Origin of the sequence: Pseudomonas sp. B1-22 (genome assembly GCF_050474425.1) — a bacterium.
GTDB lineage: Bacteria > Pseudomonadota > Gammaproteobacteria > Pseudomonadales > Pseudomonadaceae > Pseudomonas.
The window spans coordinates 21,106-48,007 of sequence record NZ_JBCHVH010000006.1 but is presented as its reverse complement, the minus strand read 5'-3'; the positions used below and the strand labels follow the sequence as shown (position 1 = coordinate 48,007).

32 protein-coding genes are annotated in these 26,902 nt (G+C 66.0%); 16 read left to right on the top strand and 16 right to left on the bottom strand.

The window, feature by feature from the left end; genetic code table 11:
• The first annotated feature begins 87 nt into the window (after positions 1–87).
• The 3 genes from ACQ5BL_RS22225 (at position 88) to ACQ5BL_RS22215 (ending at position 2,786) form a co-directional block, all read left to right on the top strand.
• The gene (locus ACQ5BL_RS22225; RefSeq protein WP_243805497.1) at positions 88–870 is read left to right on the top strand and encodes a DUF899 domain-containing protein; all 783 of its coding nucleotides are present in this window, start codon (positions 88–90) and stop codon (positions 868–870) included.
• Positions 871–896: 26 nt separating this feature from the next.
• Complete coding sequence (locus ACQ5BL_RS22220) at positions 897–1,331, top strand: YybH family protein (protein WP_243805499.1); 435 nt, start codon at positions 897–899, stop codon at positions 1,329–1,331.
• A gap of 201 nt (positions 1,332–1,532) precedes the next feature.
• Positions 1,533–2,786 carry an RNA polymerase sigma factor gene (locus ACQ5BL_RS22215; protein WP_243805501.1) on the top strand — a complete coding sequence of 418 codons (1,254 nt, stop codon included), beginning with the start codon at positions 1,533–1,535 and terminating at the stop codon, positions 2,784–2,786.
• A 6-nt stretch (positions 2,787–2,792) separates the two neighbouring features.
• On the opposite strand, the gene ACQ5BL_RS22210 is transcribed toward ACQ5BL_RS22215, so the two are convergent.
• The 5 genes from ACQ5BL_RS22210 to ACQ5BL_RS22190 all read right to left on the bottom strand — a co-directional run bounded on the left by ACQ5BL_RS22210 (position 2,793) and on the right by ACQ5BL_RS22190 (position 8,865).
• Positions 2,793–3,566, bottom strand: coding sequence for an SDR family NAD(P)-dependent oxidoreductase (locus ACQ5BL_RS22210; protein WP_243805503.1), 774 nt, complete (start codon positions 3,564–3,566; stop codon positions 2,793–2,795).
• A 228-nt stretch (positions 3,567–3,794) separates the two neighbouring features.
• Positions 3,795–4,598 (bottom strand): gamma-glutamyl-gamma-aminobutyrate hydrolase family protein, encoded by an 804-nt coding sequence (locus tag ACQ5BL_RS22205; RefSeq protein WP_243805505.1) that lies wholly within the window; start codon positions 4,596–4,598, stop codon positions 3,795–3,797.
• Between the two features lie 373 nt (positions 4,599–4,971).
• Positions 4,972–6,624, bottom strand: a complete 1,653-nt coding sequence (locus ACQ5BL_RS22200) for a sensor domain-containing diguanylate cyclase (protein WP_243805507.1) — start codon at positions 6,622–6,624, stop codon at positions 4,972–4,974.
• Between the two features lie 191 nt (positions 6,625–6,815).
• Entirely contained in the window at positions 6,816–7,160 is a 345-nt protein-coding gene (locus tag ACQ5BL_RS22195; RefSeq protein ID WP_207884028.1) for a hypothetical protein, read from the bottom strand.
• Positions 7,161–7,536: 376 nt separating this feature from the next.
• A complete protein-coding gene (locus tag ACQ5BL_RS22190) occupies positions 7,537–8,865 on the bottom strand; it encodes an OprD family porin (RefSeq protein WP_207884030.1) in 1,329 nt (442 codons plus the stop codon).
• A gap of 432 nt (positions 8,866–9,297) precedes the next feature.
• Between ACQ5BL_RS22190 and ACQ5BL_RS22185 the strand changes: the two genes are divergently transcribed.
• The 6 genes from ACQ5BL_RS22185 to ACQ5BL_RS22160 all read left to right on the top strand — a co-directional run bounded on the left by ACQ5BL_RS22185 (position 9,298) and on the right by ACQ5BL_RS22160 (position 13,329).
• Positions 9,298–9,687 carry a RidA family protein gene (locus ACQ5BL_RS22185; protein WP_207884033.1) on the top strand — a complete coding sequence of 130 codons (390 nt, stop codon included), beginning with the start codon at positions 9,298–9,300 and terminating at the stop codon, positions 9,685–9,687.
• Positions 9,688–10,057: 370 nt separating this feature from the next.
• The gene (locus tag ACQ5BL_RS22180) at positions 10,058–10,537 is read left to right on the top strand and encodes an HvfA family oxazolone/thioamide-modified RiPP metallophore (RefSeq protein WP_207884035.1); all 480 of its coding nucleotides are present in this window, start codon (positions 10,058–10,060) and stop codon (positions 10,535–10,537) included.
• Positions 10,538–10,598: 61 nt separating this feature from the next.
• Positions 10,599–11,444 (top strand): HvfB family MNIO-type RiPP peptide maturase, encoded by an 846-nt coding sequence (locus ACQ5BL_RS22175; protein ID WP_243805509.1) that lies wholly within the window; start codon positions 10,599–10,601, stop codon positions 11,442–11,444.
• Positions 11,437–12,210, top strand: coding sequence for an HvfC family RiPP maturation protein (locus tag ACQ5BL_RS22170; RefSeq protein WP_243805511.1), 774 nt, complete (start codon positions 11,437–11,439; stop codon positions 12,208–12,210). Before ACQ5BL_RS22175 ends, ACQ5BL_RS22170 begins: the two co-directional genes overlap by 8 nt.
• A 12-nt stretch (positions 12,211–12,222) precedes the next feature.
• Complete coding sequence (locus ACQ5BL_RS22165) at positions 12,223–12,645, top strand: organic hydroperoxide resistance protein (protein WP_279577226.1); 423 nt, start codon at positions 12,223–12,225, stop codon at positions 12,643–12,645.
• A gap of 471 nt (positions 12,646–13,116) precedes the next feature.
• On the top strand, positions 13,117–13,329 hold the full coding sequence (locus ACQ5BL_RS22160) for a hypothetical protein (protein ID WP_243805514.1): 213 nt from the start codon (positions 13,117–13,119) through the stop codon (positions 13,327–13,329).
• A gap of 312 nt (positions 13,330–13,641) precedes the next feature.
• On the opposite strand, the gene ACQ5BL_RS22155 is transcribed toward ACQ5BL_RS22160, so the two are convergent.
• The 4 genes from ACQ5BL_RS22155 to ACQ5BL_RS22140 form a co-directional block, all read right to left on the bottom strand.
• Positions 13,642–14,157 (bottom strand): HvfX family Cu-binding RiPP maturation protein, encoded by a 516-nt coding sequence (locus tag ACQ5BL_RS22155; protein ID WP_243805516.1) that lies wholly within the window; start codon positions 14,155–14,157, stop codon positions 13,642–13,644.
• Positions 14,158–14,203: 46 nt separating this feature from the next.
• The gene (locus ACQ5BL_RS22150; protein ID WP_243805518.1) at positions 14,204–14,851 is read right to left on the bottom strand and encodes a hypothetical protein; all 648 of its coding nucleotides are present in this window, start codon (positions 14,849–14,851) and stop codon (positions 14,204–14,206) included.
• 138 nt (positions 14,852–14,989) lie between these two features.
• Positions 14,990–16,300: an ATP-binding protein gene (locus ACQ5BL_RS22145; protein WP_243805520.1), complete on the bottom strand. Its 1,311-nt coding sequence runs from the start codon at positions 16,298–16,300 to the stop codon at positions 14,990–14,992.
• Entirely contained in the window at positions 16,297–17,037 is a 741-nt protein-coding gene (locus ACQ5BL_RS22140; protein WP_207884052.1) for a response regulator, read from the bottom strand. Before ACQ5BL_RS22140 ends, ACQ5BL_RS22145 begins: the two co-directional genes overlap by 4 nt.
• A gap of 222 nt (positions 17,038–17,259) precedes the next feature.
• On the opposite strand from ACQ5BL_RS22140, the gene ACQ5BL_RS22135 reads away from it, so the two are divergent.
• Positions 17,260–17,532 carry a DUF2790 domain-containing protein gene (locus ACQ5BL_RS22135; RefSeq protein ID WP_243805522.1) on the top strand — a complete coding sequence of 91 codons (273 nt, stop codon included), beginning with the start codon at positions 17,260–17,262 and terminating at the stop codon, positions 17,530–17,532.
• 64 nt (positions 17,533–17,596) lie between these two features.
• A complete protein-coding gene (locus ACQ5BL_RS22130; RefSeq protein WP_243805524.1) occupies positions 17,597–18,817 on the top strand; it encodes a cytochrome c biogenesis protein DipZ in 1,221 nt (406 codons plus the stop codon).
• Between the two features lie 55 nt (positions 18,818–18,872).
• Here ACQ5BL_RS22130 and ACQ5BL_RS22125 read toward each other — a convergent pair whose 3' ends face one another.
• From ACQ5BL_RS22125 to ACQ5BL_RS22110, 4 genes are all read right to left on the bottom strand, one after another.
• Positions 18,873–19,175 carry an addiction module antidote protein gene (locus ACQ5BL_RS22125; protein WP_243805526.1) on the bottom strand — a complete coding sequence of 101 codons (303 nt, stop codon included), beginning with the start codon at positions 19,173–19,175 and terminating at the stop codon, positions 18,873–18,875.
• Positions 19,172–19,468: a type II toxin-antitoxin system RelE/ParE family toxin gene (locus ACQ5BL_RS22120; protein WP_243805528.1), complete on the bottom strand. Its 297-nt coding sequence runs from the start codon at positions 19,466–19,468 to the stop codon at positions 19,172–19,174. The genes ACQ5BL_RS22125 and ACQ5BL_RS22120 overlap by 4 nt, the downstream gene beginning before the upstream one ends.
• Positions 19,469–19,585: 117 nt before the next feature.
• Positions 19,586–20,227, bottom strand: a complete 642-nt coding sequence (locus ACQ5BL_RS22115) for a DUF1109 domain-containing protein (RefSeq protein WP_243805530.1) — start codon at positions 20,225–20,227, stop codon at positions 19,586–19,588.
• Complete coding sequence (locus tag ACQ5BL_RS22110) at positions 20,214–20,801, bottom strand: sigma-70 family RNA polymerase sigma factor (RefSeq protein WP_243805532.1); 588 nt, start codon at positions 20,799–20,801, stop codon at positions 20,214–20,216. Before ACQ5BL_RS22110 ends, ACQ5BL_RS22115 begins: the two co-directional genes overlap by 14 nt.
• Positions 20,802–21,032: 231 nt before the next feature.
• Between ACQ5BL_RS22110 and ACQ5BL_RS22105 the strand changes: the two genes are divergently transcribed.
• From ACQ5BL_RS22105 to ACQ5BL_RS22090, 4 genes are read left to right on the top strand one after another with little or no spacing between them, the layout of a single operon-like run.
• Positions 21,033–21,323 (top strand): BufA1 family periplasmic bufferin-type metallophore, encoded by a 291-nt coding sequence (locus ACQ5BL_RS22105; protein WP_430293271.1) that lies wholly within the window; start codon positions 21,033–21,035, stop codon positions 21,321–21,323.
• Between the two features lie 16 nt (positions 21,324–21,339).
• Positions 21,340–22,173, top strand: a complete 834-nt coding sequence (bufB, locus tag ACQ5BL_RS22100) for an MNIO family bufferin maturase (protein ID WP_243805534.1) — start codon at positions 21,340–21,342, stop codon at positions 22,171–22,173.
• A complete protein-coding gene (locus ACQ5BL_RS22095) occupies positions 22,170–22,925 on the top strand; it encodes a DNA-binding domain-containing protein (RefSeq protein ID WP_243805536.1) in 756 nt (251 codons plus the stop codon). Before bufB ends, ACQ5BL_RS22095 begins: the two co-directional genes overlap by 4 nt.
• 11 nt (positions 22,926–22,936) lie before the next feature.
• Positions 22,937–23,398, top strand: a complete 462-nt coding sequence (locus tag ACQ5BL_RS22090; protein ID WP_243805538.1) for a DoxX family protein — start codon at positions 22,937–22,939, stop codon at positions 23,396–23,398.
• Positions 23,399–23,405: 7 nt separating this feature from the next.
• Here the strand turns inward: ACQ5BL_RS22090 and ACQ5BL_RS22085 are convergent, their stop codons facing one another.
• Positions 23,406–24,050, bottom strand: a complete 645-nt coding sequence (locus tag ACQ5BL_RS22085; RefSeq protein ID WP_243805540.1) for a DUF5074 domain-containing protein — start codon at positions 24,048–24,050, stop codon at positions 23,406–23,408.
• A gap of 36 nt (positions 24,051–24,086) precedes the next feature.
• Complete coding sequence (locus tag ACQ5BL_RS22080; protein ID WP_243805542.1) at positions 24,087–25,307, bottom strand: helix-turn-helix domain-containing protein; 1,221 nt, start codon at positions 25,305–25,307, stop codon at positions 24,087–24,089.
• 122 nt (positions 25,308–25,429) lie between these two features.
• Here ACQ5BL_RS22080 and ACQ5BL_RS22075 point away from each other — a divergent pair, with 122 nt between their 5' ends.
• Entirely contained in the window at positions 25,430–26,191 is a 762-nt protein-coding gene (locus ACQ5BL_RS22075; protein WP_243805544.1) for a DUF899 domain-containing protein, read from the top strand.
• 100 nt (positions 26,192–26,291) lie between these two features.
• Here ACQ5BL_RS22075 and ACQ5BL_RS22070 read toward each other — a convergent pair whose 3' ends face one another.
• The gene (locus ACQ5BL_RS22070; protein WP_430293270.1) at positions 26,292–26,759 is read right to left on the bottom strand and encodes a nuclear transport factor 2 family protein; all 468 of its coding nucleotides are present in this window, start codon (positions 26,757–26,759) and stop codon (positions 26,292–26,294) included.
• Positions 26,760–26,902 lie beyond the last annotated feature (143 nt).

The window sequence follows — 26,902 nt, the reverse complement described above, 5'->3', positions numbered from 1 at the left end:
CGCCAGTGCGTTCGCCCTCTCTCTTCTGCACGGCAAGCGCCGTGCAGGTCCCACTCCGCAACCGGGCCGGTCCCAGGAGCGTGCAGCATGAATCTCGCCAACCAAGCTTTCCCCCGCGTGGTGTCCCGTGACGAATGGCTGCAGGCGCGCAAGCGCCTGCTGGAGCAGGAGAAGGCCGCCACCCACGCCCGCGACGCGCTGAGCGCCGTGCGGCGAGCACTGCCGGTGGTGCGCATCGACAAGGACTACCGCTTCGAAGGCCCGCGCGGCACGCTGCGGCTGGTGGACCTGTTCGAGGGGCGCCCGCAACTGATCGTCTACCACTTCATGTTCCACCGCGACAAAGCCTTGGGCTGCGAGGGCTGCTCCTTCCTGATCGACAACCTGGGACGGCTGGAGCATCTGCATGCGCGCGGCACCACCCTGGCGATGGTCTCCCGCGCGCCGCTTCAGGAGATCGCGCCGTTCCGCGAGCGCATGGGCTGGACCCTGCCCTGGTATTCCTCCTTCGGCAGCGACTTCAACTATGACTTCCACGTCACCATCGACGAGCAGGTCGCGCCGGTGGAGTACAACTATCGCGACAAGGCCGAGCTCGAGCGTCTCGGCCAGGGCTACCATGTGCAGGGCGAGCAACCGGGCATGAGCGTGTTCCTGCGCGACGGCGACCAGGTGTTCCACAGCTACTCGACCTACGGGCGTGGGCTGGAAGCGCCGCTGTTCACCTACCACCTGCTCGACCTCACGCCGCTGGGCCGGGGCGAGGGCTGGGGCGGCATGCCCGACTACCAGGGCAAGGGCATGAACTGGACACGCTTCCACGACGAATACGACGAGCCCGCCAAACCGCACAGCTGCTGTGCGTCCTGAGCTGACCACTGGAGGAGGGCGACCCGATGAACCGCGCCGAGAATACCCATGCCGAGCTGCACGCAGTGCTGGAAAGCTGGCGGAGCGCCGTACGCGCTTCCGATCTGGCGGGCATCACCGCTCACTACAGCCGCGACATCCTCGCCTTCGATGCGGCGAAGCAATTGCAGTTCCGGGGTTTGGAGGCCTATGGCAGGCACTGGCAGGAGTGCCTGCAGATGTACACGCAGGACACCTTCGACATTCATCAGTTGAGCTTCGAAAGCTCCGGGGACATCGCTTTCGGCCATTACCTGGCGTACTGCGGCGGGACCGGCGAGGACGGCGTGCACAACGCCGCCTGGTCGCGGGTCACGGTATGCCTGCGCCACGAGTCGGGGCAGTGGAAGATCGTCCACGAGCACTTCTCGATCCCGTTCGACCTGGCGACCGGGAAGGCGTTGTTCGATGCCAGGCCGTGACGACCACCTGTAGGAGCTCGCCATGCGCGCGATCATGGGCGTGGTCCGCTCCTACAGGGATTCACCCTGCAATCTGTTCGCGTGGACGTTAGCCCCCGGCGAAACACCCCGCAACGGTCCCCCCGTCCGTCCGCTTCCCACACCGTCGAAAACCCGTGCAGGATAGGCAGACCCTTTTCATTCCGAGGACCGTCGCCCGCCATGCACGATTACGCTCCCCAGGCCCTGCGCGATGTGGTGGACGATGTCTACCGCCGCGAATCGCGCCGCGTGCTGGCCACGCTGATTCGCCTGCTGGGGGATTTCGATCTGGCCGAGGAGGCGCTGCACGAGGCCTTCGTCGCCGCCGTGGAGCAGTGGCGGCGCGATGGCGTGCCGGCCAATCCGCGTGCCTGGCTGGTGTCCGCCGGCCGCTTCAAGGCCATCGACGGTCTGCGCCGCCGTTCGCGCTTCGATGCCTCGCTGCTGCAGATCGCCGAGCAGCTGGAGATCGAGGCGCAGTCGGTGGAGGAGCAGGCCGACGAAAGCGTTGAGGACGATCGCCTGCGCCTGATCTTCACCTGCTGCCACCCGGTACTGGCGCCGGATGCCCAGGTGCCGCTGACCCTGCGTGAAGTCTGCGACCTGAAGACCGAGGAAATTGCCCGCGCCTACCTGGCCACGCCGTCCACCATCGCCCAGCGCATCGTCCGCGCCAAGGCGAAGATCCGCGATGCGCAGATTCCCTACCAGGTGCCGGAAGCCGCCGAGTTGCCCGAGCGCCTGGCCAGCGTGCTGCGGGTGATCTACCTGGTATTCAACGAGGGCTACTCGGCCTCGGCGGGCGATTCGTTGACCCGCACCGATCTCTCCGCCGAGGCCATACGCCTGGGCCGCCAGTTGCTCGAACTGCTGCCGGAAGCGGAAGTGATGGGGTTGCTGGCGCTGATGCTGCTGCACGAATCCCGTCGCGAAGCGCGCACTGGCGAGGACGGCCAGATGGTGCTGCTCGAACAGCAGGATCGCCGGCGCTGGAACCCTGACCTGATCGACGAGGGCCGACAACTGATCGTCGCTGCACTGGCGACCCGGCGGGTCGGCCCCTATACGCTGCAGGCGGCAATTTCCGCCGTGCATGCGGTGGCACCCGATTTCGCCAGCACCGACTGGGTGGAGATCGTCGGTCTCTACGACGCCCTGCTGGGTATCCAGCCTTCACCGGTGATCGAGCTCAATCGCGCGGTGGCGCTGGCTATGCGCGACGGCCCGCAGGCCGGGCTCGATCAGGTGGACGCCATCCTCGACCGGGGCGAGCTGCAAGACTATCACCTGGCCCATGCCGCCCGCGCCGATCTGTGCCGGCGCCTGGAGCGCCGCGACGAGGCGCGCGCGTCCTATACCCGCGCCCTGGAGCTGGTGCGGCAGGAGCCGGAACGGCGCTTCCTGGAGCAGCGCCTGAGTGAGCTGGCCGGGTGAGGAGCGTTACAGGCTGCTCACCAGATGCCCGCCATCCACCGCCAGCACCGCGCCGGTCATGAAGGCGCCGGCGTCGCTGGCAAGCAGCAGGAAGGGGCCTTCCAGCTCCCGCAGTTGCCCCAGGCGGCGCATGGGCACGGTATCGCGGATATAGGCCTGGCCCTTGTCGCTGTCGAAATAGGCGTCGTTCATTTCCGTCTTGAAGTAGCCCGGCGCGATGGCGTTGACCCGCACCTGGTAACGCGCCAGTTCCAGCGCCAGGGACTTGCTCAGTTGCACCACGCCGGCCTTGGCTGCGCAGTAGTGGCTGTAGCCGCCGCCCACGCGCAGGCCGAGGATCGAGGCGATGTTGACGATGCTGCCGCCGCGCTGGGCCCTGGCCAGACGCTGCGCCGCGCACTGGGCTACGCGCCAGACGCCGTCGAGGTTGGTGGAGAGCATGCTGCGCCAGTCGTCCTCGCTGATTTCCAGGGCGCGCTGGCCGTTGCCGATGCCGGCGTTGTTGAGCACCACATCGACCACGCCGAACTGGGCCTCGGCGCTGTCGAAGGCGGCCTCGACGCTGGCGCGGTCGGTCACGTCCAGCCCCACGGCATGGGCTTCGCCGTCGTCGGCCCGGATCGCTTCGGCCAGCTGCGCCAGGCGCTCGGTGCGCCGGGCCGCCAGTACCACACGGGCGCCAGCACGGGCGGCCACGCGCGCCAGGTGCGCGCCGATGCCGCTGGAGGCGCCGGTGACCAGCACGGTCTTGCCGGCCAGGGAGAAGAGGTCGTTGCTCATGGCTGCACCTTTGTCGGAAAGCGGAATCGCTGGTCGCCAAGGTTAGCCTGAGGTGCTCTCAAGGGCGTGCAGGGTGCGCCATTCGCAGCGCGAATGACGAAAGCACGGGCACGCGCTTACCTGTAGGAGCGGGCCATGCCCGCGATCGCGCGCATGGCCCGCTCCTACAGGAAACTCCTATGAAAAAGCCCGGCACAAGGCCGGGCTCTCTCAGGACACGGGTGAAGCTCAGGCAGCGAGTGCGCGGGCCTGCTTCTTCTTCACCTGCGCGCGGCAGGCATCGCCGAACGCCTTGAAGATCTTCACCGAATCGGGGTTCTTCGCCGCCTGCCATTCCGGGTGCCACTGCACCGCGAAGAGGAAGGAGGAAAGCGTCGGGGCGTGGATGGCCTCGACCAGGCCGTCGTCGGCATGGGCGATGGCTTCGATGCCCTTGCCCAGGTTCTTCAGGCCCTGGCCGTGCAGCGAGTTGACGCGGATCTCGTCGCCCAGCAGCTGCTGCAGCCAGCTGCCCGGAGTCGGGCGAACGCCGTGGACCGGGCTGTACTGCACGTCGACCGGGTCTTCGGGATTCTCGCGATGGTCGTTGAAGCCGGGCTCGGCGTAGACCTTCTGGTAGATATCGCCGCCCAGGGCCACGTTGATTTCCTGCATGCCGCGGCAGATGCCGAAGATCGGCAGGCCACGGGCAATGGCGGCCTTGATCAGCGGGATGTCGAAGTTGTCGCGGTCCTTGTCCTGGCCTTTGCCGGGGGTTTCGTTTTCCTGGCCATAGAGCGTCGGATCGATGTTGCTGCCGGCACCGGTGAGGTACACGCCGTCGGCCATGTCCAGGTATTGCTCGAGGTCTTCGATGCCGCAGCAGGTCGGGACCAGTACCGGCACGCAATCGGACTGTTCGACCAGGGGCACGATGTATTTGTGGGTCATTACCTGATAGTCGTGGCCTTTGCGCTCTTGGCTGCCCATGGACATCAGGACGACGGGTTTGCGGAGGGTCTGTTTCTTGTTGCCAATGTTGCTGTTGGACATATGTCACCTTTGGACGGGCTGCAGCCCATCGTTTTTGTGCAGGCGCACGGCTCTGGGCTGGGCTACCTGAGGTTCCGAGCACTGCCGGGAACGCACAGAAGGCGAAGTTTCCCGGTCGAAACCTGCCTACCAGCCTGCCAGAGCCGTTAAATATGTCAAACGATTTCGGCGAGGGGCGTCAAAAATAATGGCCGAAATCCTGGCGAACAATATTTTTAACTGATTGATTTTAAAGTGTTTTTATAAATATCCATTCGAAGCAAAAAGTCCATTATTTAAAACGCCTGTAAATAATGGTGAAAAATTCTGAACATTTTTTCATGCGAGGTGACGGGGCGCCGTCAGCGGCACGCTCTGCCTCGCGGATTGCCGCTCAGTCGCACTCGATGCGATTGCGGCCGTTCTGCTTGGCGCAATAGAGCGCGCTGTCGCTGCGCGAAAGGGCTGCCTCGGCCGACACGTCGCTGGCCTGCAGGGTGGCGATGCCGATGCTGATGCTCAGCGGAATGCGCTCGCACCCCAGCAGCAGCGGCTGGTCGGCCAGCTGCTGTTGCAGGCGCCTGGCGAATACCACGGCGCTGGTGACATCCGCATCGGCCAGCACCACGGCGAATTCCTCGCCGCCCATGCGCCCGGCAAAGTCGATGCGGCGGATCTCGCGTCCGAGGATGCGGGCGAAATGGCGCAGCGCTTCGTCTCCGACGCCGTGGCCCCAGCGGTCGTTGATGACCTTGAAGTGGTCCAGGTCGCACATCAGGATCGCCGCGCTGCGCTCCACCGAGCGCTGCACGCGGCCCAGTTCGGCTTCTATCAGCTGCATGAAGTGGCGCCGGTTGGGCAGTTGGGTGAGGAAGTCGGTGGTCGCCAGTACCTGCAATTCGGCTTCGATGCGCTTGCGCTCGGTGATGTCGGTGAACAGGCCATGCCAGATCACGCTGCCATCGGCCAGACGCTTGGGCTGGGCGCTTCCCTGGCGCCAGAGCAGCCCGCGTCCGGGAAGCTGCACACGGAATTCGTGTCGCCACGGTCGCAACGTCGCCGCGGAGGTGTCCAGCGAGGCGAGGAGGGCGGGCAGGTCGTCCGGGTACACCAGGGTGCGCAGGATGGTCGAGTTGCCGCTGACCTGCTCGGCGGTCATGCCGAAGACTTCCATCACGCCGGCGCTGACGTAGGGGAAGGTCCCGGTGCCATCGGGCAGGTGGCGGAACTGGAAGACCATGCCGGGGATTTCGTCGGTCAGGTCGGTGAGCAGCTCGACGTTCTGCCGCAGCTGTTCCGAGACGCCCCGCAGCTTGGTGATGTCGGTGGTGGTGCCGATCATGCGCAGGGGACGGCCGGCGTCGTCACGTTCCACGACCTTGCCGCGGCTGCACACCCAGATGTAGTGACCCGCCTTGTGGCGCAGCCGGTGCTCCACTTCATAGGCGGCCGTGCGGCCTTCGAAGTGTGCGCTGATGGTGGCCTGCACGTAGGCGAGGTCATCGGGATGCACGCGCACGTAGGCATCGTCGATGCGATTGCCGATTTCGTGGTCGGCATAGCCCAGCAGGGCTTTCCAGCCGGTGGAGTAATGAATCTCGCCGGTGGGGACGTGGCGGTCCCACACGCCGGTGCCGCTGCCGGCGATGGCCAGTGCCAGGCATCCTTCGTCAGCGCGGCAGAGCAGCTCCTGGGCGACGCGGGCGGCATCGTCCAGTGCCATTCGCGCGGCGACGTCCAGTGTGCGTGGCTGGTTGTCCAGCACGCAGAGCCAGCCCAGGGCGGTGCCGTCGGCACTGCGCAGGACCGCAGTCCCGAGCGGGTGCAGATCGCCCTGGCGGCTGCGCAGGGGCGCCGAAGCGGCATTGATGCAGAGCAGGGTGGCAATGGATTGCGCCGCCTCGGGCGTCAGGCCGTCGAAGCCCAGCAGACGGCCATGGACGTCGGCCAGCAAAGCGGCGGCGGCGCCCAGCGGATGGCGGGCAAGGCGCAGGAGGCTGTCGAATCGCCCGTATTCCTGTACTTCAGGATCAGTGGAAGTCCGCATCGGATGACTGCTTCCTCACCGGAGAATGGGGGCGTTCCCGTCTCTGGCGGCGCGCACGGCGAGATATCGGGCCGACAGATGGCCCTATGAAATCACGGGGCGGGTATAGGCCACAATCGCCTTGTGTGTCGGGGGCGACGAGTGAACCGGCGCTGCTCTCCACGGGGCTCGCGCGCCGCCCGGATCGGCGCTCAGCTCAGCAGTTGATCGATCAGGACGGCGTTGGTGTAGATCAGGCTGCCATCGCTGGCGCGATGCCCCACCAGATGGAAGTGCCCGCGGTGATCGTCCTGGTTCAGGTAGACGCGGTACTGGCAATCGGAGAGCGGGCCGCAGTTCGCGGGCATCTTCAGGTCGAGGGTGTCGAGGTCGGCGTCCACCATGACGTCGCGCCTGCCGCTGTTCTGCAGGTATTCCTCGGCCTGTTCCAGGCGCAGGTGATCGGCGTCGCTGACGAAGAAGTGGATGTCTTCCAGTGGAGTGGGTTTCTGGTCGGCGCTGGTCTTGCACCAGCCTTCGAGAGTCATTGTGCTCATGACGGGTAGCCTCCTTCAGCCGTGCGGGCATTCGGGGTTGCCGCAACTGTCTCTGCTTTTGACCACCGCTGTTGGCGGGTGATTCAACTCATATTGTGCGGGGCAGGGCACGCATAAAAAAAGCCGCTCCGGGGAGCGGCTTGGAAGGACGTCGAAGGAGCAATCACAATATCAACGTCAGGAGTCGTGTTTCGATAATCGACGAGGTGCGATATCGAAAACGGGAGAGATGGCAGGCATTCTAGAAAGTTTGGCGATATGGATAAACCACGATCCTGGGAAGAGACTTTCTGTCGCAGTGCAATAATACCGGGATGAACAGCGGAACAACTCTCGGACGAATCCGAAAGTTGTTCCATGATTATTCGCGGTCGAATTACAGGATCGACAGCGGATAATCGACGATCAGGCGAAGTTCGTTGTTGTCCGATTCACCCTGGTCGGCATTGGCGCGGTGGAAGGCCTGGCGCAGGCGGAAGGACATGTCCTTCACCGGGCCGGACTGCACGACGTACTTGGCTTCGAAGTCGGTTTCGTGGTGCTTGCCGTCTTCGCCGTACAGGCCGACGTACTGGCCGTTCGGGTCGGCGTGGGTGCCATCGATGTTGCTGCCGTTGATGTAGCGGGTCATGAAGCTCAGGCCCGGCACGCCGTAGGTGTCCATCGCCAGGTCGTAGCGCACCTGCCAGGAGCGCTCGCCCGGACCGTTGAAGTCGGAGAACTGCACGGAGTTGGCGAGGAAGATCGAGTCGCCGCCGGCGCCCGCGCCGTTGTCGCCAAAGCCGACATAGTCGAACGGGGTGTCGCCGTTGACCTTCTGGAAGGCCAGGGTGAGGGTGTGCGCCTGCAGGAAGGAGTAGGCGGCGGCCAGCGACCAGGTGTTGTTGCTGATCTCGCCGGCCTTGGCCTGGCCGTAGTCGGTGGTGCGGTAGACGTTGAAGTCCAGGCCCAGCGATTGGTCGCCGCCCAGCGGTTGCAGGTAGTTCACGTTGGCGTAGTACTGGCGCCAGATGTCTTCGAACTCCGAGCCGTACAGCGAGACGTTCAGGTTGTCGGTGATCGCGTACTTGCCGCCGACGTAGTCCACGCTGTCGGCTTCGACGTTGGCGTAGGTGGCGTACAGGCCGCCGTCGTGGCTGGTGGTGATCGGGCTGGTGCCGGCGGTGAAGTGGCCGGCTTCCAGGTCCAGACCGGCGATTTCGCTGCTCAGCAGGTTGAAGCCCGAGGCGGTCTGCGGAATCAGGCGGCTGCCGCCGGCGGCGAAGACCGGCGCAACCGGCTGCATGTCGCCGAATTTCAGCTCGGTTTTGGAGAGGCGCACCTTCAGCGCGGCGCCGGCCTTGCCGTAGTCGTCCTCGGGATTGCCATGGTTGTCCACCGGCAGGTTGCCGGTGCCGGCCCGGCCACCGCCCGCGTCGAGCTTGATGCCCAAGTAGCCGAAGGCGTCCACGCCGAAGCCGACGGTGCCCTGGGTGTAGCCGGAGGAGAAGTTGGCGAGGAAGCCTTGGGTCCAGTCGCGGTTGTCGCCGGAGCCGTTCTTGCCGTCGTGGTCGTAGTAGTAGTTGCGCAGCAGCACGTCGAACTTGGCGTCGTCGACGAAGCCCTTGGCATCGGCCTGGTCGGTGACGAAGGGTTCGGCGCTGGCGAACTGGCTGGCTGCGGCGGAAACGGCGAGCACGATAGCGCTGCGTTTGAGGTGCTTCATGGATATTGCCCCTAGAGTCTTGGAGAGCCGGCCCATTGAAGTGCGTGAGGGCCGGGATTTTTATAGGCAGGCACAATGAATCCGCTCATGGATCAACCACGACGGAACTCGCAGGAAGTTGCGTTGACATTGTCGCAATGAACTTTTCCCCACCCGCTCCAGGCAGGAAAAAGCCAGCGTCATAATGCCGAAAGAGTGCCCGGTTTAAATAACGGAATATGAAAAGGTCTATGTCCCAAATTGTAATAATCCCTCTTTGAAGTTCGGAGGGAATATCACCCGTTGATACGATGGATGTATTGACGAATGACAAAGTGAGGGACACGGAATTATCGGCCGGCATGGCGGCGGGGGGCGGGATGACGCTAAGCTGCGCGTCCCGGGCGGGCCCGACGGGCGCCGCTCATAGCCCCCGATAGCAGAGAGTTTCCCATGGCGCAGAATGACAGCCCCTTCTTCATTCCCGACGCGGATCCTGAGTCCATTTCCTCCGACGTGGCCGGTTTCGGCGGCCTGCTGGTCTCCACGCAGATCCCCACCCTCGAAGACGGCAGCCTGGAGCTGGGCGATATCAAGGCCCAGAGCGAAGCCACCCTGCGCAGCCTGAAGGTCGCGCTGGAAAAGGCCGGCAGCGGCCTGGACCACGTCCTGCACCTGACCATCTACCTCACCAGCATGGCCGACCGCCCCGCCTTCAACGAGGTGTACTGCAGCTTCTTCGGCAAGCCCTACCCGGTACGTGCCGCCGTCGGGATCTCCGAACTGGCCGTGGACGGCATGAAGGTCGAGGTCACCGCCATCGCGGCCAAGCGCGCCGTTTGATCCTTCTGCTGTTGTAGGAGCGGGCCACGCCCGCGAAGAGGCCGCTTTGCGGCCCTTTCTTTTTCTCTTGCACCCCTGGTGCACGTCACGCCACCGCATCGCGGGCATGGCCCGCTCCTACAGGCTCGTGCCCGGACTTGGGCCGTCCCGTCGAATGTATTGCTTTGTATCTGCCGCTTCTCGAGCGGATACAGGCATACAAAAGCCTCCAGCCGCCGATACGCCGGCGATACATCGCCAAGGCGAAATAGCCCTACCCGAACGATGAACGCGACGGCAGGGCAAAACCTCCAGCGCGCTTCGTTCCAGGGATTCCGCCATCAAGGCATGACCCGGCGCGTGAATGCGCCCAAGCATCTGGAGAACCACCATGACCCGTACCCCGAAAACTCTGCTTTCCAAAAACCAACTGGGCCTGCTCGCTGTCGCTCTGGCCGGCAGCCTGAACCTGGCGTCCTCCGCCTTCGCCGTCGAAGCACTGCCGCAGGGCTACCAGCTGGCCTCCGCCGCCAAGGCCGGGGAAGGCAAGTGTGGCGAGGGCAAGTGCGGTGCCAGCGGCGCCCAGGCTGCTCCGACCAAGGCCACCCAGGCCGAAGGCAAGTGCGGTGAAGGCAAGTGCGGCGACGCCTCTTTCGCCCGTACCGACGCCGACCACGATGGCCGTGTCTCCCGCGCCGAACTGCTGGCCGTGGCACCCAAGGCCAACGCCGAGTTCGAGGCCATCGACGCCAACCATGACGGCTTCCTCTCCGAAGGCGAGGTCTACCAGTTCCGCAAGAACCAGTTCGACTCCAACGGCAAGCCGTTCCCGTCCGACCTGTACAGCAAGCTGAGCCAGGCGAAGAACTGACCGTCGCCCACCACCTCCCCGCGCCGCTGGCCGGGGAGGGCACTTCGCCCAGGAGACCGCCATGAACCCCACCGCATCCCTGCAAGGAGCCGGCCTCGGCCTGCGCCGCGCCATGCTGCCCGACCTGCTGACCCTGGACGACCGCGCCGTGGACTTCCTCGAAGTCGCCCCGGACAACTGGATCGGCGTCGGCGGCACCTACGGCGAAGGACTGGCCCGCCTGGCCGAACGCTTCCCGCTGTCCTGCCACGGCCTGTCGCTGTCCCTCGGCGGCCCCGAGCCGCTGGACCATGCCTTCCTGCGGCAGATCCGCGAATTCCTCGACCGCTACCAGGTGCCGCTGTTCAGCGAGCACCTGAGCTACTGCTCCGACGAAGGCCACCTCTACGACCTGATTCCCATGCCCTTCACCGACGAAGCCGTGCGCCATATCGCCGGCCGTATCCGTGAGGTGCAGGACGCCCTGGGCCGCCGCATCGCCGTGGAGAACATCTCTTACTACGCCGCGCCCTACCAGGCGCTGAGCGAGATCGACTTCCTCCGCGCCGTGCTCGACGAAGCCGACTGCGACCTGCTGCTGGACGTCAACAATCTCTTCGTCAATGCCCACAACCACGGCTACGACGCCGCCGACTTCCTTGCCCGTGTACCGGCCGAGCGCGTTGCCTGCCTGCATGTGGCCGGCCACTACGACGAGGCGCCGGACCTGAAGATCGACACCCACGGCGCGGCCGTGAAGGCCGATGTCTGGAGCCTGCTGGCCAGCGCCTACCGGCACCTGGGCACGGTTCCAACCCTGCTGGAGCGCGACTTCAACCTGCCGCCGCTGGCCGAACTGCTTGGCGAAGTGGACTACATCCGTGAGCTGCAGAGCGCCGCCCGGCCGCTGGAGGTGAGCCATGGCTGAGACCCTGCGCGAACAGCAACTGCGCATGACCCGCTTCATCCGCGATCCGCAGGGCAACGCGCCGCCGCCCGGCATCGAGGCGCGGCGCCTGGTGGTGTACCGGCAACTGTTCTTCGGCAACCTGCAATCGCTGCTGGCCGGCAACTTCCCAGTGCTGCACGCGAGCCTTCCGAACGGGCAATGGCAGTCGCTCACCGAAGACTTCTACGCCCGTTACCACTGCCACACGCCGCTGTTTACCGAAGTGGCCGGCGAGTTCGTCGAGTACCTGGAGGGCCGCGTCGACCAGCCCGGCTGGGTGGCCGAACTGGCCCATTACGAGTGGATCGAAACCGCGCTGCTGCTCAGCGACAAGATCGAGTCGGCGCACGATCCGGACGGCGACCTGCTCGACGGCGTGCCGCTGCTCTCCCGTCTCGCTGAACCGCTGGCTTACGCCTGGCCGGTCAGCCAGATCGGCCCGGACGACATCCCGCGGGAAGCACCGCCTGAGCCGACGCTGCTGCTGGCCCGCCGTGGCGCCGACCTGAAGGTGCATTTCTCGCGCCTTGCACCCTTGGCCCATGCCCTGCTGGTATCGCTGCAACAGTGGCAGCTCACCGGTCGCGGACACCTCAAGGCGCTGGCGGAAATCGCCGGTGTCGAACTGGCTGCCATCGAAGAGCAGGGCATCGCCCTGCTGCGCAGCCTCAAAGAGCAGGGCGTGGTGATCGGCACCCGCCGCAATTGCACCACTTCACCTCGTCTACCCTTGACTCGCCCCTGAAGGAGAAGCGTCATGACCGACACCCTGGCAACCGTGATCTATACCGCCCACACCCACACCACCGGAGGCCGCGACGGGCGCGGCCAGACCACCGACGGCGCGCTGGACCTGGCGCTGAGCCCGCCCGGTTCCGGCCGTCCCGGCACCAATCCCGAGCAGCTGTTCGCCATCGGCTGGTCCGCCTGCTTCATCGGCGCGCTGCGTCGCTCGGGACAGAAACTGAATATTCGCCTGCCCAGCGATGTGGCGGTGGACGCGGAAGTTTCCCTGGGCAATACCACCGATGGCGGTTTCGCCCTGGCCGCCCAGCTCACCGTGCACCTGCCCGGCCTGTCGGCGGAGGACAAGCAGAAGCTGGTGGCCGAGGCGCATCAGATCTGCCCGTACTCCAAGGCGACTCGCGGGAACATTGAGGTGGGGTTCGTGATGCCCTGATCGACCTTTTATCCACAACTCGGCCCGCGCACCTTCATCGGTGCGCGGGTTTTTGCTGTTGTAGGAGCGAGCTTGCTCGCGAACCCGCCCAGTTGTGGGGTCGCCAGTAAATCCGTTCGCGAGCAAGCTCGCTCCTACAGTTTTCGTTCACTCCCGCCGTTTGGATAGAGCACGTGGCTCGCCGAAGCCCTACATGCTCATGCGCCGTCTCTTCATTGACCTTCCCAAGCCCAGCCCGTACCGTTGCCCAGCCACTCAACAGAGTGGTGCGGGATTGGCGTCCCGGAAAGAATGACCAGACGCGTACCTTCGGGTACCTGTCGGCATGGCTACGTCCGCACCATGGGCGGGCCGTGCAGGGCATCTTCGGATGCACCGGGTGGTCATTCCCGGCACGCCAACCTGTACGGCCTGCTCTCCAGATTGGCGTCTGGTGGGCTCAATTGCTCAATGCATGAAGGACCATCAAAAATGACCGTATTCGAAGTCCGTAAGGACGCTACCCCCATAGAACTCTTCGACGCTGCCGAAGATCGCCAGACCGCCGCGCGCTATGCGCTGCTCCTGCTGGCCTGTGCCGATAACCTCCCCTGTGGCGATCTGCTCTCCCGCACCCTGAGCGGCGTGGAAATCCTGCTGGCCGAAGCCGCCGTGCTTTACGAAGGTGCGCGCAACCACTCATAGCGTTGGAGGGTGCCGGGCCACCCTATGGGCGCGAATCGCGGGCATGGCCCGCTCCTACAGGTTTTGCCCACCGCCAGGCGTTTGGATCGAATCCGTAGGATGGGTGGAGCGGAGCGATACCCATGCTGCGCGCACAGAGTGATCAATAAAAAGCCATCCGCCCCAGCGCCGCACTGTGTAGGAGCGGGCCATGCCCGCGAATAGCGGACAAAGTCCGCTCCTGCAGGTTTGCACCAACTTCCCGCCGACAAAGAAAAACGCCCTCTCCAAAGGAGAGGGCGTTGCCTGGGTAACAGAAGAGTCAGTAGGCGATCAGGCCGTGCGCGAATTACCCATAAACCGCCGCACCAGCCCATCCACGCTAAGCGCTCCCGCCCCCTTCAGCACCAGCGGCACCAACGCCACCAGGTAGATCAGCGGCAGTTTGTAGTTGCCGAAACCGTGGTCGGTGATCGTATATCCCTGGGCCAGTTCCGCCAGGCTCGACCACTGCGCCGGCCAGTGCACGGCGGCGATGGCGACGATGGTCACGACGATCAGCGAGGCCGAAGCGAACCGCGTGGCCAGGCCCAACAACAACAGCACCGGCGCAATCAGCTCGGCCCACATCGACACCTGCCAATCGAAGCCGGCGGAGAAGTGGTTGAAGGGAAAGGGGAAGTTGGCGTGGATCTGTTCGAACCAGTTTTCGCCGTGCCATTTCTCCAGGCCCGACTCGAAGAACTCCCAGGCCAGGAACAGCCGCAGGGGAATGTCCCAGCCCCAGGCGGCGAGGCGGTCGAGTTGGTCGAAAGCGGTCTTGATCGGGTTCAGGGTGAGCAGGGTCATGGTGCACCTCAGGGGCAAAGTCGAACGTTGAGGAAGAGGTAGAACGTCAGCGAATCGCGCTCGGAACGGCGGCCGGACTCGTGTTTCGACGCAGGCGCACGGCCAGCTTGGCTACGAGCTTGAAGGCGATGGCGCTGAAGATCAGGCCGAAGCCCAGCGGGTACCAGGAGCCCAGTGGCAGGCGCTTGTAGAAGGACAGGAAGAACACCCCGGCGATTACCCAGGTGCCGGTGCTGTGCAGGCCCTTCCAGATGCGGGCGCCGAGCAGCTTCACCGCGTAGGGGAAGGAGGTGACGGCCAGCAGGATGATGAACAGGTAGCCGATGGAGCCGGGGATGCTCGTGGTGACGCTGCGGCCGTGCCAGAAGGTCTCGGGGAAGAACTTCACGTAGAGGATGATCAGCACCGCGTGCACGGCGTGTGAGAAGGCGAAGGCCAACCCGAGGAAACGCCGCTCACGGAGCAGGCCACGGGTGAACTCGCTCGGCACCAGCGCCGCCAGGGATGAGGCGAGGAAGGCGGCGAGGAACAGCGCGAAGGAGGTGCGGGCGGTGACACGGATCGCGCTGCGCAGGGCTTCCACCCATTGCGGCTGGGACCACAGGGCCAGCGCAGTGGCGATCAGCACCAGCAGCGACAGCAGGGAGAACAGGCGCCAGCCATGCAGGCGGGCGGTGTCGGTAGGGCGGTTCATGGCAGGCTCCGAAATGTGAACGCGGCGTGCGGGATGCCGCCGCGATTCGTGGAGCCATGCTGTCAACGGGGTTTATCTGCGATGTGTCCGCCAAAGCCCGTCATGTATCTCTGTGTACATCCTTTCACGAGCAAGGCGTCAGGCGGAGGGATGCAGCTCCAGCTGCACGCACAGCCCGCCGCTGGGGCGGTTGGACAGGCTCAGCGTGCCGCCCAGCGCCTGGCTCAGCTGCTGGGCAATCGCCAGCCCAAGGCCAGTGCCGCCGGTGCTGCGGTTGCGCGAGCTTTCCACCCGGTAGAAGGGTTTCATCACTTCAGTGAGTTCTTCCTCGGGGATGCCCGGACCGTCGTCCAGTACACGAACACACACGATGCCCTCGGCGTTGCGCTCGATTTGCACGAAGGCTGCGCCGCCGAACTTCAGCGCGTTGTCCACCAGGTTGGTCAGCACCCGCCGCAGCGCATGGGGGCGGGTTTCCAGCACGGCGCCGCTGCTGCCCTGCAGCTCCACGGCCTGGCCGCTGTCCTGGTAATCGAGCACCAGGCTGTCGAGGAAGGCATCGAGGTTGACCTTCACCTGCGCCTCGCTGGCGCCGTCCATGCTGCGCGCATAGGCCACGCCTTCGCGGACCAGATGCTGCATTTCCTCCAGGTCGCTCCACAGGCGCTCGCGCTCGGGCGAGTCGTCCATCTGCTCGACGCGCAGTTTCATGCGTGTGATGGGCGTCTGCAGGTCATGGGAGATGGCGGCGAGCAGTTGCATCCGTTCCTTGAGGTAGGCGCCGATGCGCCCTTGCAGCGCATTGAAGGCGCGGGCGGCGTAGGCGACTTCGCTGGGGCCGTGTTCGTCCAGCTCCGGCGCCGGGGCGTCCGGATCGAGGTGATCCACGGCCTGGGCCAGCCGGGTCAGCGGGCGGATCGCCAGGCGTACGGCGATCCAGGTGCAGAACAGCAGCAGTGCCAGCTGCACCATCAATACCCACGGCAGCCATTGCGCCACCGGCACGCCCTTGGGCGTTACGTCGATGGTCAGCGGGCTGCCGTCCTTGAGCGTCAGATGCACCTGGAAGTGCGGGATGGCGCCGGGGATGTTCTCGAAGCGCAGTGCATAGCGCGGCCCGACCACATCGGCGATGGAGGTCGCGGCCATCGGCGCCTGACTCATGTTCATCGGCTCTCCTGGCTGACCCTCGCTCAGCAGGTAGCGATAATTGGGCCGTTGCACCATGTGTAGCCAGGCCTCGCGCTCATCCCTGGGCAGGCGGTCGAGCAGGGCGACGGCGGTGCTGACGTCGGTCTCCAGGTTGCCCAGCATCATGCTGCGGGCGCTCTGGTAGCGCTCGTAGAACTGCGAGCAGAACGACAGGCTGTAGGCGAACACCAGCCCGGCGAGGAAGATCAGCGCCAGGCGCGCGGCCAGGGTGCGTGGCCAGAGCAGGACGGATTTCATTCGTTCGGCTCGAGCAGTTCGACCGCCAGGGCGAAGACGTAGCCCTCGCTGCGCACCGTCTTGATATAGGCCGGCTCGCGGGCGTCATCCAGCAGGCGCTGACGCAGGCGGCTGACCAGCAGGTCGATGGAGCGGTCGAAGATATCCGCCTCGCGGCCCTGGGTCAGGTTCAGCAGTTGCTCGCGGCTGAGCACGCGTTGCGGGTGGTCGACGAACACGCGCAGCAGGCGGTACTCGGCGCCGCTCAGGGCTACCAGGGTGCCGTCCTCGTCGAGCAGGTGGCGCGCGGTGGTGTCCAGCTTCCAGCGACCGAAGCCGATCAGCCGGCTCGCCTCGCTGACCTGCAGGTTCGGCGGCAGCATGCGTGTGCGGCGCAGCACGGCGTTGATCCGCGCCAGCAGCTCGCGGGCGGAGAAGGGCTTGGTGAGGTAGTCGTCGGCGCCCATTTCCAGGCCGATGATGCGGTCGGTCTCGTCGTTGCGCGCGGTGAGCATCAGCACCGGGGTGGACTTGTGCTTGCCTACGCGCAGCTCGCGGCACAACTTCAGGCCGTCGTCGCCGGGCATCATGACGTCCAGCACGATCAGGTCCACGGTGTTGCCGTCGAGGAAGGCGCGCATCTGCCGGCCGTCCGCCGCCAGGCTTACGCGCAGGCCGTTCTTCTTCAGATAGTTGCCGACCAGTTCGCGGATTTCGCGATCGTCATCGACGATGAGTACGTGATCGACATGGTCCATGGCCAGTCCTCGTTCGCAGTGGGTTGAGCGAAGTGTATAGCGCCGCTTCGCGCTTGCCCCGCGCGCTTTGTATTCCACTGTATCTCCCGCCGCCGTCGATACCCGGCGTGGCAATCCTGTGCTGCGCGCGACACAACCGCGATACCTCCGGCGACTGAAATGGGCGCCAACGGCAAGGCGAACCGCCTCCGCCGACAACCCATTACAGGTCAGGAGATCACCATGAAAACCTTCCACCTCGGCAGCGCCTGCCTGCTGGCAGTTATCGCTGTCTTCGCCAGTCTTGGCGCCCAGGCCGCCGATTCCACGCCAGTCGAGTCCTATCACTATGGCCAGAAACTGGATGTGAAGCGGGTTATCGCTATCCACGAGGACAGTGGCTCGCCGTTCGACTGCGGCATCGTCAACGCCCGCATGGATTACCTGGATTCCCAGGGGCAGGCGCATAGCCTGGCCTATCGCAAGTTCGCCACGAACTGCAACGAAGGCGGCTGATTCCCCTTGGCCCCGGCCAGGGACGGCCGGGGCGTTTATCCGACCCAAGCCCCTCGAGGTACCTATGCTGCTCATCGCCTTTCTCGGCGGGGTGCTGACGCTGCTCAGTCCCTGCATCCTTCCCGTCCTTCCGCTGCTGCTGCAACGCGCCGGCGGCCCGGCCTGGTCGCCCTGGGTCACGTTGCTGGGCCTTGCCAGCGGCTTCGCCGTGCTGGCCAGCCTGGCCACGGTCTCCAGCAACTGGGTGATCGCCGCCAGCGAGTGGGGGCGCCATCTCGCCCTGGTGCTGCTGGCCGTTTCCGCGCTGGCGCTGCTCTGGCCGCGCTTCAGCGATGTTCTGGCAAAACCCTGGGCCTCGCTCGGCGACCGTCTCCACGGCGAAGCCCGGCGCCTGCCACCGGCGTTTGCGGCGTACCTGCTCGGCTTCGCCGCCGGACTGCTGTGGGCACCCTGCGCGGGGCCGGTGCTCGGCCTGATTCTCTCCGGCGCCATGCTCCAGGGGCCGAGCGCGCAGACCAGCCTGCTGCTGTTCGCCTATGGCCTGGGCAGTGCCACCGTGCTCGGCGTCGTACTCTTCGCCGGGCGTCGCCTGATGCAGCATCTGCGCCCGCGCCTGGCTGTGCTCGAAGGTCTGCGCCGCACCACCGGCGTCCTCGCCCTGCTGGCCGTGGTTGGGATCGCCAGCGGCGCCAGTGCGCAGCTCACTTCCGGTAGTTCATCCACCCTGGTGAACAGCCTGGAACGCAAGGTCATCGACGGCGTGCCCGCGTTGCTCGCCAAGCTCATGCCCGGCGACTCCGCCCAGGGCGCCGAGCGCCTGCCGGACCTGGGCGCCGCACCTGAACTTGCGGGCGCGGTGGAGTGGATCAACAGCCCCGAGCTGAGCCTGCAGAGTCTGCGCGGCAAGGTGGTGCTGATCGACTTCTGGACCTACGACTGCATCAACTGCCAGCACAGCCTGCCGTACGTGAATGCCTGGGCGAAGAAGTACGGCGACCAGGGGTTGGTGGTGATCGGCGTGCACACCCCGGAATACCCTTACGAGCGCATCCCCGCCAACGTCCGCGATGCCGTGAAGAAGCACGACATCCATTACCCCGTGGCGCTGGATAACCGGTACCGCATCTGGAACGCCTTTGCGAACCAGTACTGGCCGGCGCATTACTTCATCGATGCCAAGGGGCGGATTCGCCACCTGGCGATTGGAGAGGGTGGCTATGAAGAGCAGGAAGGGGTGATCAAGGCGTTGTTGAAGGAGCGGGATGGAGCCTCCGCGGGTGCCTGAAACCAGGAGGGGCAGATGTTGCACCTGCCCCTTTCTTACCGCCGGAGGACGACCTTCAGTGAGACTTTCCGGAGCCCGCCGGCTTGGCCTGGAGTTCTACCCCCAGCGCTCGCATGACCTTCATCACCGTCTCGAAGCGCGGCTTGGCGCCGGGCGCGAAGACTTTGTAGAGACTCTCCCGCCCCAGGCCCGAATCGTTGGCAATCTTGGTCATGCCGCGTGCCTTGGCGATGTTGCCAATGGCCACCAGCAATTCGTCCGGATCGCCGTCGGCCAGCACCTGGGACAGGTATTCGGCGATGACTTCCTCGTTGTCGAGGTAAGTGCTGGTGTCGAATTCGTGTAGTTCGAGGGTCATTCAATTTCTCCCGCCAGCTGCTGCGCCAGCTTGATATCGCGCTGCTGGGAAGACTTGTCTCCACCGCACAGGAGCACGATCACCACATTGCCGCGACGCGTGAAATACACGCGATAGCCGGGGCCGATATCCAGTCGCAGCTCCGAGACGCCAACGCCGACTGATCTGACGTCGCCGAGATTGCCGCTCCTGATCCGCTCCAGGCGCCGCAGGAGCGCCACCTTGCCCTGCACGTCGCGCAGTTCCGCAAGCCAGCGGCCGAAAATGTCGGTTTGCTTGATCAGATAGGTCATGCGGAAACTGTATCCATAAGGATACAGGTGGGCAACGAACTGCGCATCTGAAAGATGACGAAGTGATGGATATGCGGCCGATTCGGTTGTAGGTGCGTTCTGAGGCGATATCGCGCCTCACCACCGCAACACCCTCGGCCCCAGCGCAGCCCCCAGCACCGTCGGTACAAGCATCCCCAGCAGATACCAGACACCCCAGAACGGCACGCCCATTTCCGGGCAGTGCAGGCAGTAGGCGAGGGTGGCGGTGGCGCCGGCGAGCAGGCCGCCGGCGGCGCCGGCCTGGCGCAGGCGGGTGGGGGCGAGGCCGCGCAGGGCCCAGAAGATGGCGATGAAAGCAGGCACCGAGAGCAGGGTGATGTTCAGCGCGCAGGTGCGCCAGGTGCGGCCGAGGATCAGCTCGGCACGGGCCTCCTGCGGGGCGCCGGCGAGGGTGATGGCCGCGCCCAGCCAGACCAGCAGCAGCGGAAGGACGAGCATCGTCCAGGCGGCTCCACCGCGTACGCCCGGCCGGGCCAGGCGCTGGGTGAGTACGAGGGCGAGCACTGTCAGGCTGCCGGGCAGCGCGACCTTGGCCCAGAACAGCGGGGTGACGGCCACCTCGGCGAGGTCGGCGCGCACGCCGTACAGCGTCATCGTCAGCAGCAGCGCGCCAAGGCCGCCGCCGAGCAGGGCGACGCCCAGGCGGCGCGCCAGGGCGTGGCGCTCCACGGGGCCTTCGCCGCTGGCGAGCAGGTCGATCAGTTCATCGGTGTTCATCGTTACCTTTACCTCGAATCATCCCGGCCAGTGCCTTCAGGCCACGGTGAATGCCGACCTTGACCGCCGAACTGGAAAGCCCGGTGAGCCGCGCGGTCTCCTCCACCGACAGTCCCTCCAGCTTCACATGGACGATCGGCAGGCGCTGGCGCTCGGGCAGGTGCTGCAGCAGCCTGCCCAGGTCACGGCTGGCCTGCGCGGGCTCCTCATTACCCTCGGCGAACAGGTCGCCGTCGTCGTCCAGAGGATCGTGCAGCGCATCGCGGCGGGCGAAGGCACGGAAGTGGTCGGCCAGCTTGTAGCGGGCAATGGCCTGCACCCAGGCGGTCAGCGGCTGGTCGGCGTGGTAGGTGTGACGGGCGTTGTGCACCGCCAGCAGGACTTCCTGCAGCAGGTCCTCGATCTCGCTGGGGCGCCGTTCCAGGCGGCGCCGCAGGAAGCCGCGCACATGGTTCGCCAATGCCGCGAGGAATTCGCGATAGGCCGCCGCGTCACCCGCCATGCCGCGCAGCAGCAGGGCCTGCAACTGCGCTTCGCGTGCGCTCAACGCGTCCTCATGGGTAGTTCGTTGCATTGGCCGCCTGGGTTACATCCGTGAGGGAATTTTCTTTGCAGGTCGACCCGCGGTCAGTCGCGGGGCAATCCATGGGCATGCACAACCACAGCACTTCATTACGTTAGCGGGGGCGGGGACGAAGTCTCAAAAAAATTTTCAGGCGGCTGTAACCGCTGCCGTGCAGCACACGAATTACTCCACGAGCCCGGCACATCGCCGAGTCCTTCCAACCCTTGTGGAGACGACATCATGAAAAGCCTCACCCTCACCCTCGCCACCGCCGCCCTTGCTCTCGCCTCCCTGGCTGGCGTTGCCCTGGCGGATGACACCAAAGCCCCGGCCGGCGGCGCGGCCATGGAAAAATGCTACGGCGTGGCCATGGCCGGCAAGAATGACTGCAAGGCCGGCGCCGGTACCACCTGCGCGGGCAGCGCCAAGAAGGACTACGACGGCATGCACTGGAAGAACGTCCCCGCCGGCACCTGCACCAGCATCAAGACGCCTCACGGCATGGGCTCGCTGACCCCGATGAAGTCCTGACGGGGAGGCGCCGACCATGTCTGCATACGACCGAATGGGCGCCGGGCTGGGGCTGAAGCCTGAGCATTATGGCGAGGCCTGGGCGTGCGCCGCCGACGGCCTGTGGTTCGAAGTCCATCCGGAGAACTACATGGTCGGCGGCCCGCGCCGGGCCTGGCTGGAGCGGATGGCCGAGCGCCACCCGCTCTCGCTGCACGGCGTGTCGCTGTCGCTGGCGGCGGATGCAGCGCCGGAAGCGGACCACCTGCAGCGCCTGCGCACGCTGGTGGACCTCGTCGAGCCGGCGCTGGTCTCCGAGCACCTGGCCTGGTCCGCCTGGCGCGGCCAGTATCACCCGGACCTGCTGCCCTTCCCGCGCACGGACGAGGCGCTGGTGCGCATCGCCGACAACATCCAGCACACTCAGGATGCGCTCGGCCGGCGCATCGCCATCGAGAACCCGAGCCACTACCTGCGCCTGGAAGGGCATGACTGGGACGAGATCGACTTCCTCGCCGAACTGGTACGGCGCACCGGCTGCGCGCTGCTGCTGGACGTCAACAACGTCCATGTCAGTGCCCACAACCTCGGCTACAGCGCCGCCGCCTATCTGGAGCGGGTGCCCGCTGACGCCATCGCCGAGATTCACCTCGCCGGGCACAGCCATGACGAAGGCGGCGAGCTGCTGATCGACTCCCATGACGCCGCCATCGCCGAACCGGTCTGGGCGCTTTACCAACGCCTGGTCCAGCGCATCGGGCCACGGCCGACGCTGATCGAGCGGGACGACCATATCCCGGCGTTCGCCGAACTGCTGGCCGAGCGCGAGATCGCCCAGGCCTCATTGAATCTTGCGGGAGGCCATTCATGAAACGCTCCCTCGGCCAGTTCCAGGACGCCTTCATCGACGCCCTCTACCAGCGCCCCGCCCCCGAGCTGGACGCGCTCACTTCACAGTCGGCTTTCGCCGTCTACCGCAACACCGTGCTCAAGGGCTGCGTCGATGCCCTGTGCGACAACTACCCCAGCGTCGAGCGGCTGGTCGGCACGCCGTGGATGCGAGCTGCCGCGGCCGAATTCGCCTGGCGCACGCCACCGACCGATGCGCGGATGGTGCGCTACGGCGCGGCCTTCCCGGCCTTTCTCGCCGACCTGGAAAGCGCCCGCGAGCTGCCCTACCTGGCTGACGTGGCGCGACTGGATCGCGACTGGCTGGAAGTCTTCTGCGCCCCTGACGGGCCAAGCCTGGAGCTGACCTCGCTAATGGGCATGACCGCCGCCGACCTGGGCAGCTTCTGCCTGCGCCCGCGCAGCGCCGTGCGTTGGCACTGGTTCGACACACAGCCGGTGTACAGCCTCTGGCACTGCAGCCGCGAAGGCCTCGATTGGCCGGAGGATTTGCCGTGGATTGGCGAGGGCGCGCTGTTGGTCGCCGGCCCCGAGGGTGTCGTCGGGCTCCCACTGGAGAAAGGCGGCTGCGCCTTCCTCGATGCCTGCGCCGCCGGCTGCAATCTGGATCAGGCTTCGACGCTGGCGCTGGAGGCCCAGCCCGACCTCGACTTCACCGACCTGCTCGGCCGTCTGCTGCGAGCCTGCGTCTTCCGTCCTCTGTGCCTCGCCTGAAGGAGCCCGCCATGGACATCGCCCATTCCTCTTCCCTGTCTCCGCGCCGGCTCTGGAACCACCTGGCCGACGGCCTGCAGCGCTGCCTTGGCGAATCTTTCCTGTGTCTGGTCGCACGGCTGGGGATCGCCTCGGTGTTCTTCATGTCCGGGCGGACCAAGGTCGAGGGCCTGCTGACCATCACCCCTAGCACCTACGACCTGTTCCAGACCGAATACGCGCTGCCGCTGATATCGCCCTACCTCGCGGCGCACCTGGCAACCTACGCCGAACACCTGTTCCCGATCCTGCTGGTGCTCGGCCTGTTCACCCGCCTCTCGGCGCTGGCGCTGCTGGGCATGACCACGGTGATCGAGGTCTTCGTCTACCCGGACGCCTGGCCCACGCACCTGTCATGGGCCGGCCTGTTGCTGCTGTTGATCGCGCGCGGTGCGGGCGGCTGGTCGCTGGATCGGCTGCTGCGCCTGCGCTGAATATCGATCAGGCCGTGCGCCGGGCGGGTCTCCGCACGGCGCGCAGCTTGCCGCTGCTGCCACCGCCGCAGAAGAAGCGCTCGCCCCCATCCGATTCCAGCCCGGAAACACCGATGCCCGCTGGCATCTCCATGCTCTCCAATACCTCGCCGGTGCCGGGGTCGATGCGCCGGATGTCGCTGTGCTCGTTCTCCCAGGTGCCGTGCCAGAGCTCGCCGTCGACCCAGGACACCCCGGTAACGAAACGGTTGGACTCCAGCGTGCGCAGCACCTTGCCGCTGTCCGGGTCGATCTGGTGGATCTTCCGTTCGCGGTACTGCCCGACCCAGAGCGTGCCCTCGGCCCAGGCCAGGCCCGAATCCGCGCCGTTGCCGGGAGCCGGGATGCTGGCCAGCACTTCGCCGGTCGACAGGTCGATCTTCTGGATGCGCGCGTCGGCGATCTGGTACAGGTGCCGGCCATCGAAGGCGGTGCCGGCATCGCCGGGGACGTTCAGCGTACGCACGGTCTCGCCGCTGTCCGGGTCGAGGGCAAGCAGCCGCTCACCGACGGCGAACCACACGCGCTCGCCATCGAAGGTGACGCCGTGCACCGCGCTGACCCCGGGGAAGGGGCCGAATTCGCCGAGGATCTCGGCATTGGAGCGTTTCATGGGGCAGTCCTCGTCTGAAGTGATCGAGACTCCAGCCTAGTTCCCCGACCAGGGCGTGGGGAGTAACAAGGTCGTCGCGAAACCCGGCACCGTGGGTGCGGTCCAGCGCCGCGCGCGGCCCTGGCCGAAGGACTGCACCTGGCCGTTCTCCGCCAGCGTATCGAGAGCGCGCTGCACGGTTCGTTGGCTGGCGCCCAGCGCCAGTGCCAGCGCCGAACTCGACCAGGCCTCGCCATCGGCCAGGCAGGCCAGTACCCCTGCATGGCGTTCTTCCAGCGGCCGCGCGAGCACGCGCACCTCCCGCGTGGCCAGCGGGACCAGGGTAAAGCCTTGCGGCGTTGCCTTGACCTCGGCCAGCTCGATCAGCGCCTTGCGCAGCCGGCCGATCTCCACCCGCAGGCGGGCGCGGTGGGTTTCGTCCGGCGAACGGGTGCGGAAGGCGCGGGCAATCAGCGCATTGCGTGGCACATCGGCGGGCCAGCTTTCAGCGAGCGCCTGGGCCAGGCAGAACAGCACCGGCCGGCGCGCCAGTGAGATCGCCACCTCGCCCCGGCATACCGCGTAGCGGCAGGCGTCCACCAGCAACGCATCGGACTCACGCAGCCGCTCGACTTCATCGAGCCGCAGCGGTCGCGCCTCGCCGCCATCGACCAGCCGGGCGGCGGGGGTGTCGAGCATTTCCGAGGCCCGCTCGACCTCTGCCAGCAGCGCGGGAATCCCGGCCCGCTGCGCCTGGATCAGGGCTTGGGAAAGGGCTTCCCGCGCCGTCGCACTCTGCACGCGGCGCAGCGCGATACCAGCGGCGATCAGCGCGTGGGTGGTGCCCAGGGCTGGGGGCAGGGTAGCGGGATCGAGCCCGGCCAGCTGCCGCTCGGCATCGTCGACGCGGCCGATCAGCAGCAGGCGGCGGATTTCCAGGTAGCTGGCGTGGGCGGCGTTCACCCGGTCACCATGGGATTCCAACGTCGCCCGGGCGGCGGCCAATGCGCGGGGCTGCCAGCCGAGATCGCGACTGGCGAGCGCCACCTCCGCTTCGGCGACGATGCAGCGGGCGCGCGACATCGCCTCCCGTGGCCCGAAGGCGCGGGCCGCGCGGCGCAGCAACTGGCGGGCGCGGTCCAGATCGCCCAGCTGCGCCATGGCGATGCCGCGCAGGGCCAGCGCCGGCGGGTCATCGCGCAGGGCGATGCGGTTCAGCGCCGCCAGCGGATCACCCGCCGCCAGCGCCCGCGCGGCAGCCGTTACCAGGGAGTCCATCGCAATCCCGCCACAGGTGCTATTCCCGCCACATTTGTCACTCCCGCCATGCCTGGGGCCGAGCCTAGCCTATCCCTCGCCCACTGACCGATTTGTCGCCACCGGCGACCGGAGGATTTCCCATGGCCACGCATCCCCTCGCCACCCGCGAACAATGGCTGGCGGCCCGCCTGGAACTGCTCGACGCGGAAAAGGCCCTGACCCGCCAGAGCGACGAACTCGCCCGCCGGCGCCAGGCGCTGCCCTGGGTCAAGGTCGACAAGGGCTATCGCTTCGACACGGCGGACGGTCCCGCCACCCTGGGCGACCTGTTCCAGGGGCGCTCGCAACTGCTGGTCTACCACTTCATGTTCGGCCCGGACTACAGCGCCGGCTGCCCGTCCTGCTCGGCCATCGCCGACGGCTTCGACGGCATCGTCGTCCACCTGGCCCATCATGACGTCACGCTCTGCGCCGTCTCCCGCGCACCGCTGGAGAAACTGCAGGCCTACCAGCGACGCATGGGCTGGCGCTTCCCCTGGGCCTCCTCGAAGGACAGCGACTTCAACTTCGACTTCAACGTCGCCTTCACCCAGGAACAGCAGCGCGCCGGCACCATCGACTACAACTACGGCCGCCGCGAACCGGCCCTCGACGCCTCGCGCATTCCCGAAACCATGACCCGTTTCGCCGCCCGCTGTGGCACCGACGCGCCCACTTTCTCCCGCGACCGACCGGGCCTGAGCACCTTCATCCGCGAGGACGGCGTCATCTACCACAGCTATTCCACCTATGCGCGTGGGCTGGATGCCCTGTGGAGCATGTACACCTGGCTGGACCGGGCGCCGCTCGGGCGCAACGAGCAGGGTTTCTGGTGGCGGCGGCATGATGAATATGGGGTGTGATCGGAGGAGGGTGGCTCTTCGGCAAAGGGACAACTGCTGCTGGCCCTCTCCAGTTGCGCCCGAATTCATCTATCGCAGATGAATTCGGGCGCAAGGGATTTCAACGCACCGAAGCGCTCACCACCGCAGCCGGCCCTTCGGAAAGGAAGCACTTGTAGACCCTGGCCTTCACCCGCCAGCCTGATGCGGTTTTCTCCAGCCGGTCCTCGTACTGCCCCCACATCGAATAGAGCGCGCCCGCGCAGTCGTTGATGCCGCGATGGACGGCGTAATAGTGGACACGGGTGCTGGCGGACTTGCCGTCTATCTCGATGCTGAAGTTGCCCACATTGTGGTGCGTGGTGCCGCAGTTGGAGCCTTTGCCCAGGTTCAGGTGCATGGAGGCGACCAGGCTCGCGAGATTCGGGCTGATCACGCCGGGGCCCAGGGCCTGGGTGTAGTCGCCGGTGGCTTCGTCCATGAACACGTCGGCCAGTTCATCGAAGCGCTTGCTGTCGACGAGGTCGCAATAGCGGATGTATAGGCCTTCGATCGCTAGACGGTCGATCAGGTAGTCGTTGGGCATCATCTGGGCTCCGATCTCAGTGATATGGGCTGCTCACAGGCTGTGGGGGCTGCTCGGGCCTTCCAGCCTGCTCACGAAACCTAGCGCTCCACCCAAGGGCGGGGCATGACCTGTTAGGGGGTTGCGCCGGCGACGAAAAGTGGTCA